Origin of the sequence: Ardenticatena maritima (genome assembly GCF_001306175.1) — a bacterium.
Classification (GTDB): Bacteria; Chloroflexota; Anaerolineae; order Ardenticatenales; family Ardenticatenaceae; genus Ardenticatena; species Ardenticatena maritima.
On the sequence record NZ_LGKN01000003.1, the window covers coordinates 560005 to 579121 of the forward strand.

Sequence of the window (19117 nt, forward strand, 5' to 3'; positions counted from 1 at the left end):
TCAGTTTTTGCGGTTGGATGTTTATGTGCGGCAACTGCCGATAAAGCCGGGTGAAACGGCAAGCCCGTTGGCTTCGGTGACGAATTGTTCCAGGCAGTGGGCGTTGCCGATGCCACCGCCAACGTCATCGGTGCCATAGTAGATGTGTGAAACTTCGTGAATGAGCGTGAGCGCCTGATTGTCCAGCGTGTCGGTCCAGAAGTGGCGGCACAGGTAGAGGCGATGAACGCCTACATAGGTGTACGCCCAATCGTCCGCCTCGCAATCAGTTCCGATGCACGTGTAGCGGAGCCAACCGCCTTGCAGGGTGCGGCGAATGTTGCGCAACCAGCGAATAGCCATGAAGACGGTTCGAGGACCAGTCCCGCGCCAGACGGCGGCATTGTTGGCGTCCAGGCGCAGGTAGCGGCGCATAGCGTCCGCCAAGCCGTCGCTGATAAGCGGCCAATTGGGTTCTTCTCCGCCGATAATGGCGTTGCGGATATGCGTCAGTTCATCAATGACATTGGTCAACAGGGTGATAGCGCGGCTGTCAGCCGCACGAATGACGCCGACGGGGTCGGTCGTGCCAATGATGGTGAAAATCGGGTATGTGCGTGGGTAGCCGTGGCAACTGACGCGGGCGTCAACCACTTTGCGCTGAATGGCTTGTTGCTGTACTGCGCGTGAACCGCCTCGCTGTTGTACCACGTGCGTCAATTCATGCGCCAGCAGACGTTGCCCGGCGGTGCTTTCGGGCGCATACATGCCTTTGCGAAAGACGATGTCATTGCCGCGGGTGTACGCCAGCGCGTTCAAGGCGCGGGCGCTCTGGTCGGCGGTTTCGCTGGTGTGGATGCGTACCTGGCGAAAATCAGCGCCGAAGCGCGGCTCGAAACGGGCGCGGGTGTGGGTGTCGAGTGGGCGACCGCCTTGCGTGGCTTGCGCGATGGGGGGCGCGGGCGCGCGCTGGACGGCTTCGTCACGTTCCGTGTTGCCGCCACAGGCACAGCCGGGACCACCGCCACAGGTGCATTTGGCTTGTATCGTCTCTTCCTCTTCTTCCATCGGTTGGCGTTGTACCAATTTGGCTTGCGCTTCTTCCTCTTCTTCCGCCTGATGCTGACGCACGACGCCATGCAAAGGAGTGATGGGCGGGGCTGGTTGCCCGTTGACCACGCGGTCGGCGGCGGCGTCGGCCTCACGCTCGAAGCGGTCGCCGGGCTGGCTTACGCGCAACCGAAATTGCAAAGGGGCTTGGGTGAACAGGGTGAGCGGTGTATGCCGCGCACGCGAGCGCGGCGCTTGGGTGTGTGCGGTATGGCGGGTGGGTGAAGCGGGTTTGTGGGTACGGATTTGTTCAGGCATAGATGCCTCCTGTGAATGGCGGGGCGTCAACTGCGCCCATTGCCGTTGTGTCCCAACGTATTCATGAACGTTTCCACGCCCACAGCGGCGCGCACTTCGCCGGTTTCATCCAGCGGGCAAATCCCGCCGGCTTTGCGGTATTCAGCGGCGAGCGCGTGGGCGAGATGGCGTTCGCTCACGGGTGCGCCTTCATCCAGCGCGGCGAGGGTGGCGTTGAGCGCCACGTTGCGAATTTGCCCCCCGGTGAGGGCGCAGGCGGTGGCAATGCGGTGGAGATAGGCGTCGCTGACCTGGTGGGTCTCTGGCAAATGGAGCGCCCAGATGCGCAAGCGCGCCACAGCGTCCGGGGGGATGAAGTGGACGACAACGTCCATGCGGCGCTGAAAGGCGGTGTCAATCTGGTCGGCGACGTTGGTGGTGACAATGACGATGCCGCCGAACGTCTCCATGCGTTGCAAGAGAAAGTTCGTTTCCAGGTTGGCGTAGCGGTCGTTGGCGTTGGCAACGTTGGTGCGCTTGCCGAGCAGGGCGTCGCCTTCATCCAACAGCAGGATGACGTCGAGCGCTTCGGCGTGGGTGAAGATGCGATGCAGGTTCTTCTCCGTTTCGCCGATGTACTTGTTGACGATGGCGGAAAGGTCCACGCGGTAGATGTCCATGCCGAGTTCGGCGGCGAGAATGCGGGCGGCGAATGTTTTGCCGGTGCCGCTGGCGCCGCTGAACATGGCGCGCACCCCCCGATTGCTGCCTGCGTACACGGGGGCGAGGTGCGCCAGCAGGTGTTCGCGGTGGCGGCACCGTTGTTCGAGTTCAAACAGGCGTTCGCGGGTGCTTTCGGTCACGACAAGATGCGCCCAGCCGCCGCTTGCGTCAAGGCGTGTGGCTTGGGTGTCCAGCACTTCGCGGTTGAGGGTGCGGCTGGCGTGTTGAATATCGGCGGGGGTGATGGTGTTGCGCCCATTGAGGGCGGCCTGGTGGCGTGCCAGCGGCGCAATGCGGCGGATATAGCCGCCGGGAAGATGGAAGCGTTCCACGATGGTTTCGAGGTCGTCCACTGGTGTGCCGTCGAGTACCTGTTGCCAGTAGCGTCGGCGTTCGTTGGCGTGCAGCGGGGGGATGTGAAGCCCGACTGAGCGGGCGAGCAAAGCGCCTTCGATGCCGCCCACAGCACCCACGATGATGCCGACCGTGCCGGCGTAGCCGGGCAGGGCGTCGAGCCGCAGACGTTCACCCGGCGGCAGTTCAGCGCGCAGGACAGGCCAGGCGTGTTGCATGCGGCAGAAGGTTGCCAGTTGGCGGCGGCGGGTTTTGTCCAGGTCGGCGGCGTTGACAACAACAACGCCGTATCCTTGTTCGCGGGCGAGCGCCCCTACAAGCGGCAGGCGTTCGCTTCCGGGCATGCCGCGCACGACAATGCTCAGGTGCGGCGTTTCATGCAGCATGGTGCGCAGGTTGGCGACGGCGGTTTGGGTGCGTTCGGGCAGGATGAGCGCATTGGGGGCGGGAAACGTGTCGGCGGCGTGCCAGGCGAGCCATTCATGCTCGGTTTCGGGCGGTTCGCCGCGCACTACGTCCCACAACCAGGGAACAGGGCGCAGCATCCATTCGGCGCGTGGGTCGTCGGGGTTGGTGATGTCGGCGAGGCCGGCTTCGACAATGGGGCGGCAGAGCGCCCACCCACCATCGGGCGCGGCGGAAGCAGTGGAGAGCGCGCGCCCCACCGTTTCGACGGTTGGGCGTCGCAAGGCGGGGCTGCCTTGCACTTGGGCGAAGAGCGTACCAAAGCGTGAATCTTCTTCGGACAAGCCCAGAAAGGCGAGCGCGAGCAGGGTCGTTGCGTTCCATGCCGGATGCGTGGCGAGCCGTTGCAGGGGAAGCGGGGCGGGGGTGTCGGTCGCCCATGCCGCAAGTTCGCGTTGCCACCAGTGGTGCCCTTCTTGCCATGTCAGGTCGTCGGGCATGAAGGCGGCCATTTCGTCCAGGTATTGGTGCAGAAACGGGTAGGGCTCGAACCAGGCGCGCAAGCCGGCTTCACCGGCGAGCATGTGCAAGTCGGCGAGCATGGTGTACGCGGCGGCGAAGTACCAGAGCGCGAAATGGTTGCGCGGTGTCCGCTGTATGTGCTGAAAAACGGTTTGTGCTGGCATCTGTTTTTCCTTATCGAAACTCAAACGTCACAACACGCCCCACCGTGGGCAACCAGCCGGGCGAGGCATCCAGCCCAGCGAGACGCGCCGGCAGCGAAACGGCATCCATTGGCCAGATGACGTCCACATGGGTAGCGGTGGTGTAGATGTGCGCGAGGTGCGGGCTTTGGAGAATGGCGGGCGGCGGTGTGTGGTCGGTGCGTGTGTCCCAAAGACGGCGAATGAAGGGCATGGCGCGACCCAGCCACCCGCGCAGGGTTGGGTTGAGGCGTTGCCACCAGGCGGCGGGCGTATCGAAGAGGGGCGGCGGTGTAGCGTGCTCGCGGGGGCGTTCGCCGTAGGGGCGGGCGAGTTGCGCCGCCTGGAGAGCGGGCGGCGCGTGTGTGCGCGGGGTGTGAGTGAGCCAAAGCCCGTCGGCGGTGAAGAGGGCGAGTGTATCGGTGTCAGCGTGCCAGTGCAGTGCGGCGGGCGTATCGAGCCAGGCGGGGGGTAGGGTGAATGTGTCGAGCGGCGGCAGGGTCGCGCCGGGGAGTGTGCCTGGTTCGCGCCCGTCCATCTCCGCCAACCAGAGCCAGATGGGGTCGTGCTCGTCTGTGTGGGGGGCAAGCAGGGCGCGCGCGAAAACGTCCACCCACGCCCAGAGCGTGAGGTCGATGGGGGCGCTGTGCGGCAGGTCGAGCCAGGCGCACAGGTTCAGCAAAAAGAGCACGCCGGCGCTGTGGGTGGCGCAGATGGGCAGTGTGGTGGTGGGTGCGCCGGGCGATGGCGCGTGCTGTGCGGGCGTCTCGTGCGCTTCTTTGGGTTGGTGTTCGGGCATGGGCGTGGGCGCAGTGTCTGGCTGGGTGGGTGGTGGTGTGCCAGGCGGTGATGTGTGCTGTGCAGGCGTCTCGTGCGCTTCTTCGTGCGACCCGGCGGTGGTACGTGGAAATGTCGAGCGAGCGGCGGCGAGATTGGGCGTCGGCTCTTGTTCGTTCTCAGCGGCATGTGCGAGCCACCATATGTGCAAGGCGCTGTGCCATGCGGCGTGGTGCGCCTGGTGAGGTGTTGCCGCGAGCAGGGCGGCGCATTCAAGCAGGGCGATGGGCGCGGCATAGGCGGCAAGGTGCTTGGCGGGCAGGGGTACGCCCCAGGCGGCGGCGATGGCGCGGAGCGTGGTTTCGGCTTCGGTGGGGGTGAGAGTGGCGAGAAGCGCCTCGCGTTTGCGCCAGTCGTGCAGGCGTGCCAGCGCCGCTGGGGCGAGGCGCGGTTCGTTTTGAAGCCACGCGCTGGGTGAGCGGCGGCGTGCGTTCGCCAGTGTTGGGAAGCGCGTGGGGGGCGGTTCCAGCCCGGCGGCGATGAGCAAGGTGAGCGCCAACCATTCCGCGCGGTCGCGCAGGATGAGCGCCGGCGCGTTGGTGGGGATACGCCCGGCGGTGGGGGATTGAGCGCGGGCGGCAAGGTCGGCGAGCAAGGTGCGCACGTGTGCCGCCCAACGGTGCGCGTGTTGCGTATCGTGCAAGGGCAGGGCTTCATCGGGGGCAAGGCGCGGAACGAGCAAGATGGCGCGCGGCGGCAGGGTGGGGGGCGCTTCGACGGCTTCGTTGAGCACACGGCGCAGCATGAGCCGCACGTGAGGGGTGTCGTTGGGGGCGTTGTGAACGTGCAGGTGGTGGATATGGTTGTCGGCGGGTGATGGCATGGTGCTCACTTTTTCTTTCGTGTAGCCACAAGGCTACTGCTTTTATCGCTTACCGAACCGAAAGCCTTTGAATGCGACGGAAGGCGTTTCACCAATCAGGCGGTTTTCTTCCAGCAGGCGTTGGGCTTCACGCACAAACTTGGTGGCTGTTTTGGATTTTACGTTGAGAATACGTGCGACTTCTTCCACAGAGGTGTTGGCGAGGTCGCGTACGGTTTGAACGCCGTGTTTTTTCAGCGCCTCGGCGCGTTTGGGACCAATGTCTTCGACATGTTCGACCGGTGCATCGGCAGCCACAGATTCCATGACAGGCTTGACGATTTGCACGGTGGCGCTCACGGCACGTTGAATGAGTGCATCGGGCAAAGGCGGCAGATGTTGATGCCCAACGATGGCGTAGAACTGCACGTTTTCCAGGCGTTGCACCGCCTGCCAGTTTTCGTTGACAAGGTAAAGATTGAAATCATCGGGTTTTTCCAGTGCGTGCACGTCAATGGGGGGATGCTGAAAGCCTTCATGAAGCAAGCGATGCAATACCGCACCGGGGATAACCTGATACTGGTCAGGGTCGAGCAGGGTGGCGAAAAAGGCGAATGGCTCGAAACCGCGGTTTTTGGGACCACTGAGGGTGAGGTTGAGTGTTTTGGCTTGTCGAAGGCGCAGTTGCAGTTGAGCGATTTCCGCTTGCCAGTCAACCGGGTGTCCGACGTCGAATGCGCCGAGAGTGGACGTGCGGCCAATCATGCCCGTATCAAGGCGTGCTTTGGCGTGAGCTTCTTCTACCGCAATGGCATGTGCGGCAATCTCTTTTTCTTTTTTCTCAAATACCAGGTCGTCATTCGGTTGAAGTTCATTTTCGACAGGCGCCTGCTCTCCTTCTTGGGGGACAATGAATGGAATCATGGCGGCAGCCGGCATGTAGCGAAAGAGTGTTTTGATGAAGTCTGTGCGCACCGTAACAGGGGGGCGCAACAGCCAGGCAACATGCTCCTGGAATTGCTGTGCCATGAGGTCTCCCAACGTGGCGGGCATTCCTTCCGCCAACAAGCGGCGTTGGTCGCCTGACAGGCGCATTACAGGACGACGTACCGCCCAATTATCCACCCACTGCACGCCGCTTGCCGTCCAGAAGATGAGCGCGAGCGGGACATCGCACGTTTGCAACCTTCCTGCACCCCACAGGCGCTCGAACGCGCCCCCGTGGGGTGTGAGGCTGGTAGTCCCCAGTACACTCCAGGGGTCTTCCGGCATTGCCAGCAGGGTGGGTGTGCCGAACAGGAAATGCGCCACCCAGTTGCGCAACAGAGAATGGTCAGCCGCGGCGTCGCTTTGCATGAGCCTGGCGAGTTGCAGTTGCTCTTCTACATCATCGGTGAGCGCGCTCAGCGGCACATTGACGAGACGAAACATTACACCTTCCACCACTTTATCCGCGCCACAGCCGTTGGGTGCGCCGGCTGGTACAGGTGTTTCAAGCGCCACCTGCCCGCGAAACCCCTCGGCGGGGCTGATAGCCAGCACAAAGAGACTGCTTGTGGCGGTCGGCGTCGCCGTGCTAGGTGGTTGGCAGACATGGAAAAGTCCACTTTCACTGGTCGGCGGGCTTGTCTTCGGTTGTTGGTGAAGCGTGAGTGTCGCCTCTGTTGGCAAGCGCAGGGTTTGCCCCTCACGGTTCACCGCCAACCCCGCCGCCACCTTCACTTGCGGGATTGCAGCGCTATTGTTGAGGAGCGCCACAAAGAGCCCATTCGCCACCCCATCGCCAATAGCGTTGCCCAACGCCCGCTGGTGGTGATGCGTGGCGTGTTGCTCCATTTGCAAGGCTGAGGCGGTTAGCAAGCGCCCGTCGAAAAAATTGGTATGCTCGATGCCGTTGTCGAGCAGAGGAGTCAGTAAATAGGTCATGGCAGGCTCCGTTCTTCAAGTTCCAATGATTAGGCCAGAATCTCTTTCACCCCATCACCGTAGGCGCTAATCTCTACCATGAACATAAGTCCCGTGGGATGTTCGGTTTCAAGGAGATTGCCTTCGAGTGAAAAATCGCTTTGCATGGCTTCTTGCAAACGTTGGGCTGTCAAAGCGGCGGCGCGAATTTCGATGAGGATGCCTTCAATCGTCATCTCACGCACAATAAAAACAGGTGAAGGAGTCATGGCGGTGCGACTTCCCGCGGGATCGAGCGGTTCCACAATCGTGCCTTTGACGATGAAAACAACTTCCTTCTCGAAAAGGTCTTTGTACCGCTCGAACGTCAGCAAGTGCAAGCCGTTCCCCTGCGGCTTAGATATCAGCGCGTTGTAGGGGATACGTATCTCCTGCCCCTGGTCGTTGAAAATACCCGCTGCCACAATCGCATAGGCGCCGGCGTCTGAGGGGACTTGCACGAATGCGCCTTCCACTGTGCTGCCCTGGGGAATATTACCGGGAAGCCACATGTCGCCGCGTTTGACGAGAATTTGCCCGTCGGTGGCATTGCTGACGTCCACGTCTTCCAGGTCGTTGAGACGTTGCGCGCCACCTTCACCTTCGGGCAGAGGGGATGGCGTCCACGAGGTTGTGCCGTTGGCGTGTTTCACCCACATGAGGACATTGCCTTCGCTAGGGGATTGGGTGGATACCTGGTTGCCTTGCAGTGCGCGCACGGTAGGGTTGGGGTACGTGCCGCGCAGGTCGCCGCCGGCGGCGTCGCCATGTTGAATGGCGTTGGCGGCGAGATGGGCGACACCATACACAAAGAGATGGTTTTCGGGCGAGCGGTTGAGGTAATCAATGCGTTGGTCAATCAACATGTCGAGCAGATCTTCCCAATCGCCTTGCACGTCCACAGCGGTGCTATCCAACCGCAATGTGAGGCGCTGCCCTTCTTCAAGTACTTGCTCTTCTTCAACGCGCAATTCCAGGTCAAAGACATTCACCCCATTATGACGTGTGATACTGTCAATGGGCACGGCGACTTCGTCAACGAACAGTTCGACGGCGTCTTCTCCGAAGTCAATCAGCGTGGGTTGATGTACCCACAGCCGCACAAGCGTGGGTTTGGGTGTGAGGAGCGTCGCAAATTCGCGCACGTCGCGGCGTTCATAGTGCGCCTGACGCCCGCAGAGCAGCCATTCTTGCAAGAGGCGTGTGCTGAGCAGGAGCGGACGCTGGCTTTCATCCACCGTGATGTCGCCTGCGATGCCCCATGCTTCATCCAGCGGGATGTGCAGTGTCGCCAGCAAAATGCAGGCTTCTTCGGGCGTGCCGCAACAGGCCGCGCCCATCATCTGGGGGCGCACGTCGGTCGTCCAGACGCGGGCAGCGAGCGCCAGCAGGTCGCATGCTTCGTCGGGGCGCAGGTAGAGCGTTTCTTCGGGGTGTGCGCCTTCAATCAGACCGCGCACCAATTCGGTCATGGCGTCGGCGGTGAGGTAGGCGGGCGCTTCGTCGGCGATTTCCATGTGGGCAAGGAGCGCCCCAAACTGGCGTGCGGCGTCTTCGTGCAATTGGGCGGGGGCGTTCGTTTGCAGGCGCAGTTCAAAGTCATCGCTGATACGCGAGGCGATAAAACTTTCTTCTTGTGAGCGGCAAGGACCGCCGGGCACGGGCACGCTGTCGGTTTCACATTCGCGGTGGCAGAGCACAACATGCAGCGTCAACGTTCCGGGCGGCGAAAACGTCTCTTCTTCGGCGACGGCGTCACGGTTGGCGGTGAGCCACCCATTGAGCGAGGCGCATTGGGTTTCCGAGACGCAGATGTGCCGCCCGTGGGTATCCACCGCCGCGCCGGCGCTGACCTGCACTTGGGGGCCATCGTCGCTGGGGGTGATGCTCACCTGCAAGCCGCAAACGGTGCCGTAGCCGTGCAGAAGGCGGGTGTGCAGATCGTCGCGGTGCATGAGGTAGTACTGCTCTTGTTCAAATTCATCCACGCCAAGGATGAGTCCCGTGCTGTACTTCACACGTTTGAAGGGGTCAAGCGCCGGGCTGGTGATGGTTGTGTTCGTACTCATACAAGCCTCCGAGTTTTCTTGTTGGTGCAAGGCGTACCCCGCACCGCCGATTTCATGAGAGAGGGTAGCGGCCAATCTCGTCGAATATGGTCCAGGGGGTGGATGCCCCCAGCCGTCCACGCCCCAGGTAGGTTTGCGCCAGCAAAATCGCCCCGTCACGACTGCTCAGGTCGAGACGGGTATCCAGCCCCAGGCGTGCTTCGCCTACGCGGAACAGTGCCCAATGGGGTTTGGCTTCAAAAACGGTGTGCGCCGGCTTTTCCTGTTCGACAATGCGGCGTGCCAGCGCCAGACGGTCAGCCTGGGCTTGCTCGTCGTCTGCGAGGTCGAACGGTACCGGGATGAGCACGGTGAAGCGATGCGCCGCCGCTTCGATGGCGTCGGTGGTGAGCGTCTCCGCCTCGGCGGGGTCGTCGGGGTCGCCAAAGTGGACGCCGGCGATGGTGCGCGTCATGAATTGTTCGACAACGCGCACGGCTTCGGGGTCGTAGGCGTTGGGGGCGCAGGGTGAAATGGAGCAAGCCGCCACGTCTTCGGTGAAGAGCGTCTCATCGGGGCAGGCGTCCAGCGCCAGGCGCAACATGCGAATCAAGCCGGGGACGGTGCCGCGCTGTTTGAAGAGCGCCACCGCATGGCGCAGGAACAGGCGGCGGCGGGCGTCATCCCACGCAGGATCAAGCACAACGCCCAGCCAGGACGCTAGCCAGTCGAGATACTCGGCTTCGACGGTGCGGGTGTCCATCAGGCGATGGACGGCGGCGATGTGGTCTTCCAGCACGGTGAACATGCCTTCGACGTTGGCGAGGTAGCGGTCGAGAAAGTGGGCTGAGGTGTCGTCCAGCCGGTAGGCGGCGGGCAAGTAGGCGTGCAGGTACGAAAAACGGGGGTAATACGCCCGCACCGCCTTGACGGCGGGCGTGTGGCGTCCGTCGCCTTGCCAGGTGAGCCGCATTTGCATGTAGCGTCCGGCCACGCTTTGGAAAAGCAGTTCCCATGTACCGGCTTCATCCACAGCGTCGGGGGCGTAGGGGTGATAGCCGGGGATGTCGGTGCCGGGTTGCCGATTGCGCTTGTAAAGCCGCGGCTGGGATTGCCAAGGTTGCTGGGCGAGGCTGGTTTCATCATTGGCTGCGCGGGCTTCTACCATCAGATGTGTGCCTGTGGGAAGACAGGCGTCCACATAGAGCCGATGCCAGACGCAATCAGGCGTTTTGCCGTCGAAAACAGGGGTGAGCAGTGCGCCTTCGCGTTCATAGCGCGGGCGCGGTTGGTGCGCCAGCGGCAACCAGCGCAAGGCGGTGTTTTGATAGAAGGCGTCTTGTTCGTTCGCAATGAGGGCGCGCCCATTGTAGAGCCGCATGGGGTAGTAGAATGGTTCGACAGCCAGCGCCCATTCGTCGTGTGCGGCTTCCAGCCGAAAGGCAAACGCCTGGTTGCCGCCCGCGTCCACCACAAAGAGCGTGCCCACGCTCACGCCTGCAATCTCGCTTGTCTCTGGAACAAACACCATGTCGTAGGCGGTGAAGGTTGTTGCGCCTTCGATATCCAGGAAGGAAGCAAGCACCTCGGTGAGCGAGATGTCGTCGCCAACCGGCGTGCCGTTTCGCAGACGGCGCAGCACGCTTTGCCCCGCGGCGTCGTCTACCAGCAGAAGCAGAACGGTGCCGTCCGGCAAAACGTCCACGGCGATGGGTTCGCCTTCTTCAACGGGGGCGGCAAGCGCAATGCTGATACCCGCCGGAAAATGTACGGCGGGGTGTTCGCGTGGCGGGGCGTCTTTAGGGCGGAAAGTGTCGCTGTGGGGGGGCGCAAGTTGCTCGGAATCGCCGCCGGCGGGGACGACGCGCAGGAAGCAATCGAGATGCCAGAGCCGCTTGTGTTCGCGGTCGAGTATCCAGAGCCCGCCGTCGGGGGCGGCAGCCATATCGAAGGGGGCGAAGGGAATTGCCGACGGCCAAAGCGTGGGCATGGGGGGACCACCCGCATGCAGGTCGAAAATGAGCAAGCCCGCGGGGGCGAGCGTTCCCACAACGAGGTAGTGGCTGTGGGTGATAGCCATGCCGCTGAGCGGTTGCGGTGGTGGGGAAGGGGGCGGCGTCGCCGGTTTGAACGCGCCGGGGAGCGGCTCGGCAGTGGGCGTCTCGCGCGGCCAGAACATTTCTTCACCGGTTGCGTGCGCCCCCTGATAGCGGATGCTCAGCCCGTCGTCGGCAATCCAGTAGCGGTTGCCGAAACGGTCTTGCGCGGCGTCGCGGCGGTCGGCGGCGTGCAGCACAGGGTCGCCCGGCGGCTGTGGAAAGCGGAAGACGAGCGGATGCAGCGTGACGCTTTGGCGGGCGAAATCCCACAAGAGCGTATCATCGGCGATGAGAGGTTGCCAATCATCGGCGCCGAATATGAGATGAAAACGAGTTTGGTTTGCGTCCATGAATCACCTGCTGATGTTAGCAACTTTCGGGAACAACCGGCACCGGGAACAGGCGCGGCGAGTCGCCGTCGCCGGGGGGTGTGGTGCCGCGCACGGTATCAAGCGGGCGGGCGCTCCCCGACGCTACACTGATGCCGACAAGGTGCGGCAGTTCCAGCCCCTGCATGGCGATGCTGTCCAGCGCCCCGCCGGTTTCCAGCCCCAATTGCACTTCGTTGACTGATTGCACGCCGTCAACCCGCGCGACCACCGCCAACAAGGTGTTGGTGTCCACTTGCGTATCGCGCGGCCAGCCGGTTTCATCGAAACCGCCCACCAGCGGCGAGAGGAACGTGCGCACCGCCTGGCGTACTGCGTCGTGGACGGGGGCGATGTCTCGCCCGGCAATCACGTTGACGCCGACGGAAACCCAAAGGCGCTTGTAAATGGGACCGCGCACATGGACTTCGGTGGTGACGAGACGGCGCGGGTTCAGATGGGCGCAGACGGTATCGAGAAAGAGTTTGTTGGGGCGTGGCGCGTCGGGATAGAGCGGATCGTATTTGGGAATGACCATGACCGTGACGACGCCCGCGGATGTGGTGGTGGGGCGGTCGGGGTGGAAGAGCGGCAGAACGTCCACGCGCCCAATGTCCACGCCGGGCGTGCGTTCGGTGATGTCGCTGAAATCGGCGGCGGATACCAGGCGGTCCTGGTGGCGCAAGAAAGCGGGGATACGCCGCTCGGCTTCATCCACCGTTTCGGGGTCGTCGCCGCCCCATGTGGGAATGGGGTTGCTCACCTTCACCCCCGCGGGCAGAAGCGCCCCCTTGTTGATGGCGCCAATCCCGACAACGCCTTGCCGCCCACCGCCGTAGTCGTATGTCGCTTGAATGCGCGCCCCAACAGGCGGACGCCGCCCATTCACGCCTGTGCCGAATTGAATCAGCCCGCTTTCGGGGTCGAGGGTGAAGACATTGACGGGTGGCGGTGTCGCGCCACTTTCGGCATAACTGCTCAGCAGGCTGACCGGTCCGGTTGAGACTTCGGGACCGGCGGCGAGCAAGTCATCAATCATCTCCCAGCGTTCGCCCCCCACCGTCAACACCAGGCTATCGGGCAGAACAGGCGTTTGGCTCAGTTGCACACGCTGGTCAGGTTCGCCATTGCCGACGCCCAGCACTTCGCCCACGATACGGGCGTACTGCACCACGGGCACGCTGTTGATGCCCAGCCAGGAGATGCGCGCTTGTACCTGTCCCCCCGCGGGGACCGCGTCGTCGGCGATGCGCACACGTATCCATGTCACAATGCGCTCGGCGATGTCAGTATCTTCAATGGCGGGAGGAAAGTCGCCCGTGCCTTGTTCGCTTGGTTCCAGATTGGCCCAGAGCCGCAAAGCGTTGGCTTCGGGCAAGACCAGTTGGACAGTGCCCGCTTCCGCCAGCAGGTCGGTGCTGGGGCGGGCGTCGAGTTCGCGATAGGCGGCGACGCGCAACGCGGGGTCGGTCGGCAACATGCCATCGGCGGGCACGTTGGGAATTTCAAAACGCAGGGCGGCGTGGGATTGTCCACTCCCGTCGGTGCGGGCGGGGTACAGTGTGCGTTCCGTGGCGTCAAGCGCCGGCAGAACAGCCAGCGTGAGCGTGCTGTTGGCGATGACGGCGCGGGTGGTCTCCACCTGGTCGGCGTCGCGGGCGAGCAGGGCAATCCAGAGGGCTTCGCCGACGGTGTCGGCGGCGATGTCAATGGCGGGGATGACGGCTTGACTGCTGGGCGGTTCGAGGCGTTTGGTTTCGTAGTAGGCGAGTTCGACGCCTTCTTCGAGGAAACTTTCAAAGAGCGGCGCATAGATGGCTTCAATTTCAGCGATGCGCGTATCGGGCAGGCGGCTCTTGTAGAAGACCTGGGCTTCCAGCGGCTGGACGGCGAGCGCGTTCTGCGTGCGGAAGGGGACGTTGCCGGCGTAGAGTTCCAGCCCTTCGGGAAGGGTGAGCGGCGCGAGCGGTCCGCGTGTGTTGGTGAATTGCACAAACCCACGCGCGGCTTGGGCAGGTTGCACACCCAACCCAAGCAACGCTAAAAACTTCTTGCGATTGCGCTCAGGAATCTGATTGCTGCGGTAGAGCAAACTTTCCGTCATGAAGGCGAAAAGTTGCAGCAGTGTGATGCCGGGGTCGCTTTCGTTGTGGTTCGTCCATTCCGGAGTGTGCACAGGAATGCGGGCAATCGCTTCCTGCACAATTTGTTCAAATGAACGGTCGTCTAAATTCGGTATGGACAGCGGCATAGAACGCTCCTCTTATCCCAGATGCAGACCAACCGTCGCGCGGTCGCGTGCCTGGGTTGCCACCAGGCTGTACTCGATCGTGACGATGGCGGTTTGCGGGTCGTTTTCATCTTCTTGTACCAGCACTTGCTCAACGCGGATGCGCGGCTCCCAGCGTGCCAGCGCCTGGCGCACACGTTCTTCGATGAGGCGGTGGGTGCTGGTAATGTTGGGCTGAAACAGGAATGTGCGCAGTCCGCCGCCAAAACCGGGACGCATAAGCCGTTCGCGCAAGTCGGTGAGCAGGATGACTTGAATGTTTTCGCGGATGTTTTGAGGACCTTCGGACCAGACCATGCGCCCGTCTTCCCCAATGCGTGGGGGAAAACTGATGCCTTTTCCGAAAAGTTTGGCGGTGTTCATAGGTGCTCCTTTTGGACGAACGCAATGCGCTTTGTGTGGCGTTAGTCTTCGGCGGTGGGAACGGGAATACAGATTTTGAAGAAGGGCAGCCACCAGAAGACGATGTTCAACAGATTGACGACAATGAGCAGCAGCACCAGCGCGCAGATGGTGATGATGGGGATGGACATGCTGCAAATCATGCCGATGTTGAAGCCGGTATCACAGTCGTTGAGGTCGCCGTCTTCGATGTCGCTCATCGAAACGCCGCTCAACTGGCAGATTTGTTGACGTAATTTTTTGGAGAGGACGATTGAAACGTTCTGCTGGTATTTGCGCAGGTTTTGCAGGCTGGTATCGGGCATGGTGATGCGCACCGGGCGCATGGGGGCGTCGGGGTCGAAGAAGGCGGCAATGGTGAATGGGACGCTAGGCGCGCTGACCGTTCTTTCGCGTGTGTGCTGCGCGAGGGCGTCCGCCTGGGCGGGGTCGGTGGGGGTGAAGGGGAGCGGTTGGCAGCCTGGGCGTTCGTACACACACCGCACGATGTAGTGCGGCGGGGGAGCGATTGTGACGGTGCCGAGCGCGAGATGGGCGGTGATGGGTTGGACGGGCAACGCGGCTTCGACCAGTGCGGGCAACTCGTTGATGATGGTCTCAAGCGGCGGCGTGCTGTTGCGCAGGTCGTAGGCGGTGCCTGTGATGGCGCCGCTCGTGTTGAGTTCATCTTTGTGTTCCCAGACGGTTTGCAGGGCGTCCAGCCAGGATGCTCCACCAATGCGCCAGCCGTCGCCGACGCCGTCTTCGTTCGTGTCCGCGTTGGCGAGTTTGTCGTACAGGGCGCGTTCGGCGGTGTGCGCGTCCGGCGGATGCCCATAGACGATGGCTTCATGCAGGGTGGGGATTTCGAGCATGAAGAAGTCGAGCAGGTCGAGCAGGGCAAAGAGTGATGCGGTTTCTGCGGCGTCATCGGGAAGCGCACTGCCGCCTTGGGCGAGTGTTTCCAGCGCCGAGATGATGCGTGTGTTGAAGGCGGTCATGCGTGGGTCTTCTTCGTCTGGGGGTGGCGTGGCGGGAAGGGCGGGCGCACCGTCGAGGGTTTCTTGTTCGGCGGTGGGGAGAAAACCCACCAACAGGCGGCGTGTGCGTCCGTTTTGTTGAACGGGCATCGCGACCAGTGGGCGCAGTTCTTCACCATCGAGGAGCGTTGTTTCACTGCCGCTTTCAATGGGGAACCAGGCGGCGTCTGTGCCTTGTCCAAGGCGGGCGTGTTCTTGCCCATTGACCACACGGCGCAGGACAAAGCCCATACGTTCGCCCTGCGGCGGGGCGACCGTGCGGTCGGGCAAGCCGGGGCGCTCGCACACCAGGCTGACCGCCACCAGGTAGAAATGCCCATGCGCCGGCTGGTAGAGTTTGAGCATGGGGGGCGGCGGCGAAACCCACGCATCGGGGGCGGTGCCCGCAGGGCGCGCCTGGAAACTTTCAGGGACGGCTTCATAGGTTGCCAGCGTCTCCGGGGCTTCGGCAAGCAGGCGTTGCAGGTCTTGCATGAAGGTGTCGCTGGCAAAGCGCAGGAGCATAGGGCGCGCGAGCGCGTCTCGGTTGTGGTCGGCGACCAGCGACGGCCAGAGCGGCGGTGCGGTCATCCATCGGACGGGTGTTTGCATACAGTGCCTCGCTACCAGATGTTGCCTGCGCCGGGCGTATAACTACTGCTCACAACGCTGTTGGTGATGAGCGTGCTCGATTTGAGCACGCCGCTGAAATCGGAAAAAGGAACGCTGGCATTGATCATGCTGCTGCTGATGTCAATGGTGGCGGCTTGCAGGGTGATTTTGGCGCTGGCGCTGATGGTGATACCGCCCGCGTCCATGGTGATGCTGTTGCCGTTGCTGTCGCTCATCGTGATACTGCCAGGTCCGTCTTGCAGAACGATTTTTTGCCCGCCGGGCGTGTCAATGGTGATGGATTCTTGCCCACTGCTATCGTCAATGCGGATGCGCACGCCGTTGCGCGAATGGATGGTTTTGATGTTGTTTTCGCCGACGCCATCCATGCTTTCGGGTGGGGCGTCTTGACCGTTCCAGAGTGCGCCGACAACGTAGGGGCGTGCAGGGTCGCCCGCCTCGAAACAGACCACGACTTCATCGCCCACGTCGGGGATGAACCAGGTGCCGCGGTTGTTGCCGCCCATGAGTGTTGCCAGCCGCGCCCATGCTTCGTAGGCGGTGTCGCCGGGGGTGCCTGCCCAGGGCAGGCGCACGCGCACGCGCCCTTGCCCGTTGGGGTCGGCGATGTCTACCACCTCGGCGGGGTAGATGCCGTAGAAGCGCCCGCCCAAGCCGGCGGGCAGGCGTGGGTCGGTATCGGTGTTGGGGGTCCAGAAAGTGCCCATGCTTATGCTCCAATCGCGGGACGTTCAACCACAAAAGCGGTACGGTAGCCTTCCACACCGTCAAACGTATGACGGACTTCCACCACGTCGTACACGCCCTCGAACATGGCGCCGATTTCGTTAAGTTTCAGATGCGCCCCCACACGGATGCGCCCGTCGCCCTCGCACACCCCGCGCCCGCGCACAAAGCGGCGTGCGGTGCGCACGGCGGCGGCGTCGGCGAGCGCGTCCACAGCGGCTTGCGTGGCGGCGGCGTGGTGGACGAGATGCTCTTCGCGTGCGCCGAAGGCTTCTTCCAGCAGGTCGAACCCGCCGGTTTTGCCGCTGAGGTCTGCCGAGAGGGCGGTGGTGCGCCCCGTGGCGCTGATGCTGGTTTTGGCTTGTTCGTCCCAGCCGTGGACGTGAACGGCGGTGCGCTGGTGCGCCAGGTCGGCAAGGGCGGTGAATTCGAGCAGGCGTTGCCCATACGTGAGTTCGACGGTGCCGGCGTCCCGTTCGGCGAGCGGGGCGGCAAAAAGCGTCTGGTCTTCAACCCAGAGGACGCCGCCTACGGCGCGGACACGTTCGCGCAGGAAGGCGAGATCGCTTTGGTTGAGTTGCGCGATGGCGCTGTGGGTGGGACCGCTCAGCGAAACGTTGTGTTGCAGGCTGTGCTCTCCGGCGATGCGTTTCACAATCTCGCCGTCGCTCATCTCTTCAAAGACACGTGTGCGGCGTGTCATGCGCAAGGCTTGCAAGGCGTCTTCGGCAAAGATGGTCAGTTCGGGGGGGCGCTGTTGCGGGAAACGCCCTTCCAGCGCGCTGATGCGTCCCCGAAAAATCTCGGCTTGGGCGTCGCCGTCGCCGGCAGTGATGCTGATGGTGCGCCCAAAATCGAGCAGAGCGCGGTCGAAGTAGAGAAACCCGACCTCGCCGCCGGTGGTGCCCCAGTTGCCAAAGGTGAGTTCGCAATGCGCCAGCCCTTCCTCGTTTTCTTCGATGCGCATGGTAAGCAAACCGGCTGACAGCGCCGGATTTTCGCGCTCGTCAATGAAGATGGTGGGGCGCGCCGCGTAGAGCAAATTGGTGGGTGGTGGTCGTGTGGTCATGGTTGCCTGTTTCTAGTGGGCGCGCAAGCGTGCTTCACGCTCGTGCATGGCCTCAATTACATCTTGAATGTCGCGCGGAGTGAATGACTGCGGCGGTTGCGCTGTGCTTTCTTCGGCTGGTTCGGGTGTGGCGCTGCTGGGCGCGACAAGGACTTCAAAATCATCAATGATGACTGGCATGGTTCGCCTCGCTTGGGGGTTATGTGCGGTTGCCTTTGGTTTTGGCGTTCAAATTTACGAATTGCCCCGGTTGCACCTGGCGCGGGTTTTCGATGCCATTGGCGCTGGCGATGTTTTTCCAGTCGCCGGGTTTGCCGGCGTTCGCCGCCATCTGCTGGATGGAATCCCCCGACTTGGCGGGCGTTTGGGGCGTCGTGCCGGGGGCGCTTTCATCGGCGGGGGCGAATTCAAAATAAACGTCCTGGCGCCCAATCGTGATGCTCATCTTGGCGCGCAACGGCTTGCCTTCTTCGGAGAAGAAATCGAGTTCCTCGTTGAGCGATTCCATGATGCCGTCGAAAATGAACGTTCCCCAGACAAAACGCACACCGGGGGGCACCCACTGGTCGCCGTTTTTTTGCGGCGTGATGAAGTACGCCACGCGCTGGGTGATGCGGCGCACGTCATCCGCGGGGGCGGCGGGGTCTTTTGTGCCTTCGGGCGTGGGCACTGTCACGTCGAACCAGAGGTCGAGCGAAAGTTTGGTGGTGCCGGTGCCCAGGAACTGCGATGAAGCCCCACCGCTCTGGTCGCCCCCGGAGCGTTGGGCGGAAAACGTCACGCGCAAGGTTTCGGGGTTGAACTGTACCTTGACGGTCTTCTCTTTGTTGATTTCGCTGGGATTGCGGTCGCTATCCCATTCGATTTCGCGCAACTCGGCTTTGGTAATGTTGGGTGGGGCTGGCATGGCGTGCCTCTACTGTTCTAATCGCAAGGTTTCATAGGCAATCGTCATCTCTTCGATGGCGATTTGCCCCTCTTTGGCGTTCAGGGCGGGAGCGCGGAGTTGCACCGGTCGGCAACCGGTCAGCACAAACGTTGCCACCGGTTCCCGATTTGAGCCCAGCATGACAACCTGGGCGGAAACGTTCCACCAGTCGCCTTTGCGTTGCAACACGTCTTCAAACCATGTCCAGAGGTCGAAGGTGGTGGTCATGCCCCGTTTGAGCGCCAGTTGCCCATACGAGAGTTTGCCTTGCAGATGGATGGGCTGGGTGTTGTTGCCGCCTTCGCGAATGGTTTTGAGTTCCATGCTCATTTCCAATCCGCTGCATTCGGCAAAAGCGGCACTGCACAGCGGGCTGCTGCGCCCGGCGACGTTCAGTTCCACCAGAAAATTGAAGGTGGTGAAAGGCGGCATGACCGTCTCGTTTGCTTTATTCGCCACAG

The 19117-nt window shown here is 62.5% G+C and carries 14 protein-coding genes; all 14 read right to left on the reverse strand.

Annotation, left to right across the window (positions count from 1 at the left end; all coding sequences use genetic code 11):
* Window positions 1-21 precede the first annotated feature (21 nt).
* From SE16_RS02520 to SE16_RS02580, 14 genes are read right to left on the reverse strand one after another with little or no spacing between them, the layout of a single operon-like run.
* Window positions 22-1347 (reverse strand): eCIS core domain-containing protein, encoded by a 1326-nt coding sequence (locus SE16_RS02520; protein WP_054492935.1) that lies wholly within the window; start codon window positions 1345-1347, stop codon window positions 22-24.
* Window positions 1348-1373: 26 nt separating this feature from the next.
* On the reverse strand, window positions 1374-3494 hold the full coding sequence (locus SE16_RS02525; protein ID WP_054492934.1) for an ATP-binding protein: 2121 nt from the start codon (window positions 3492-3494) through the stop codon (window positions 1374-1376).
* Between the two features lie 10 nt (window positions 3495-3504).
* Window positions 3505-5172, reverse strand: a complete 1668-nt coding sequence (locus SE16_RS02530) for a hypothetical protein (protein ID WP_060687155.1) — start codon at window positions 5170-5172, stop codon at window positions 3505-3507.
* A 42-nt stretch (window positions 5173-5214) separates the two neighbouring features.
* Window positions 5215-7077, reverse strand: coding sequence for a helix-hairpin-helix domain-containing protein (locus SE16_RS02535; RefSeq protein ID WP_054494071.1), 1863 nt, complete (start codon window positions 7075-7077; stop codon window positions 5215-5217).
* Window positions 7078-7106: 29 nt separating this feature from the next.
* Complete coding sequence (locus SE16_RS02540; protein ID WP_054494072.1) at window positions 7107-9164, reverse strand: hypothetical protein; 2058 nt, start codon at window positions 9162-9164, stop codon at window positions 7107-7109.
* A 52-nt stretch (window positions 9165-9216) separates the two neighbouring features.
* Complete coding sequence (locus tag SE16_RS02545; RefSeq protein ID WP_054494073.1) at window positions 9217-11592, reverse strand: phage tail protein; 2376 nt, start codon at window positions 11590-11592, stop codon at window positions 9217-9219.
* Between the two features lie 16 nt (window positions 11593-11608).
* Window positions 11609-13861, reverse strand: coding sequence for a putative baseplate assembly protein (locus SE16_RS02550; protein WP_060687157.1), 2253 nt, complete (start codon window positions 13859-13861; stop codon window positions 11609-11611).
* A 12-nt stretch (window positions 13862-13873) separates the two neighbouring features.
* Entirely contained in the window at window positions 13874-14263 is a 390-nt protein-coding gene (locus SE16_RS02555) for a GPW/gp25 family protein (protein WP_054494075.1), read from the reverse strand.
* Between the two features lie 41 nt (window positions 14264-14304).
* Window positions 14305-15912 (reverse strand): hypothetical protein, encoded by a 1608-nt coding sequence (locus SE16_RS02560; RefSeq protein WP_060687159.1) that lies wholly within the window; start codon window positions 15910-15912, stop codon window positions 14305-14307.
* An 11-nt stretch (window positions 15913-15923) separates the two neighbouring features.
* On the reverse strand, window positions 15924-16640 hold the full coding sequence (locus tag SE16_RS02565) for a phage baseplate assembly protein V (RefSeq protein WP_054494239.1): 717 nt from the start codon (window positions 16638-16640) through the stop codon (window positions 15924-15926).
* Between the two features lie 2 nt (window positions 16641-16642).
* Window positions 16643-17728, reverse strand: a complete 1086-nt coding sequence (locus SE16_RS02570; protein ID WP_054494237.1) for a phage late control D family protein — start codon at window positions 17726-17728, stop codon at window positions 16643-16645.
* Between the two features lie 12 nt (window positions 17729-17740).
* On the reverse strand, window positions 17741-17908 hold the full coding sequence (locus SE16_RS15905; protein ID WP_160317062.1) for a hypothetical protein: 168 nt from the start codon (window positions 17906-17908) through the stop codon (window positions 17741-17743).
* Between the two features lie 19 nt (window positions 17909-17927).
* Window positions 17928-18635, reverse strand: coding sequence for a CIS tube protein (locus SE16_RS02575; protein ID WP_060687161.1), 708 nt, complete (start codon window positions 18633-18635; stop codon window positions 17928-17930).
* 9 nt (window positions 18636-18644) lie between these two features.
* The gene (locus SE16_RS02580) at window positions 18645-19115 is read right to left on the reverse strand and encodes a phage tail protein (protein WP_060687164.1); all 471 of its coding nucleotides are present in this window, start codon (window positions 19113-19115) and stop codon (window positions 18645-18647) included.
* Between the last annotated feature and the right edge of the window lie 2 nt (window positions 19116-19117).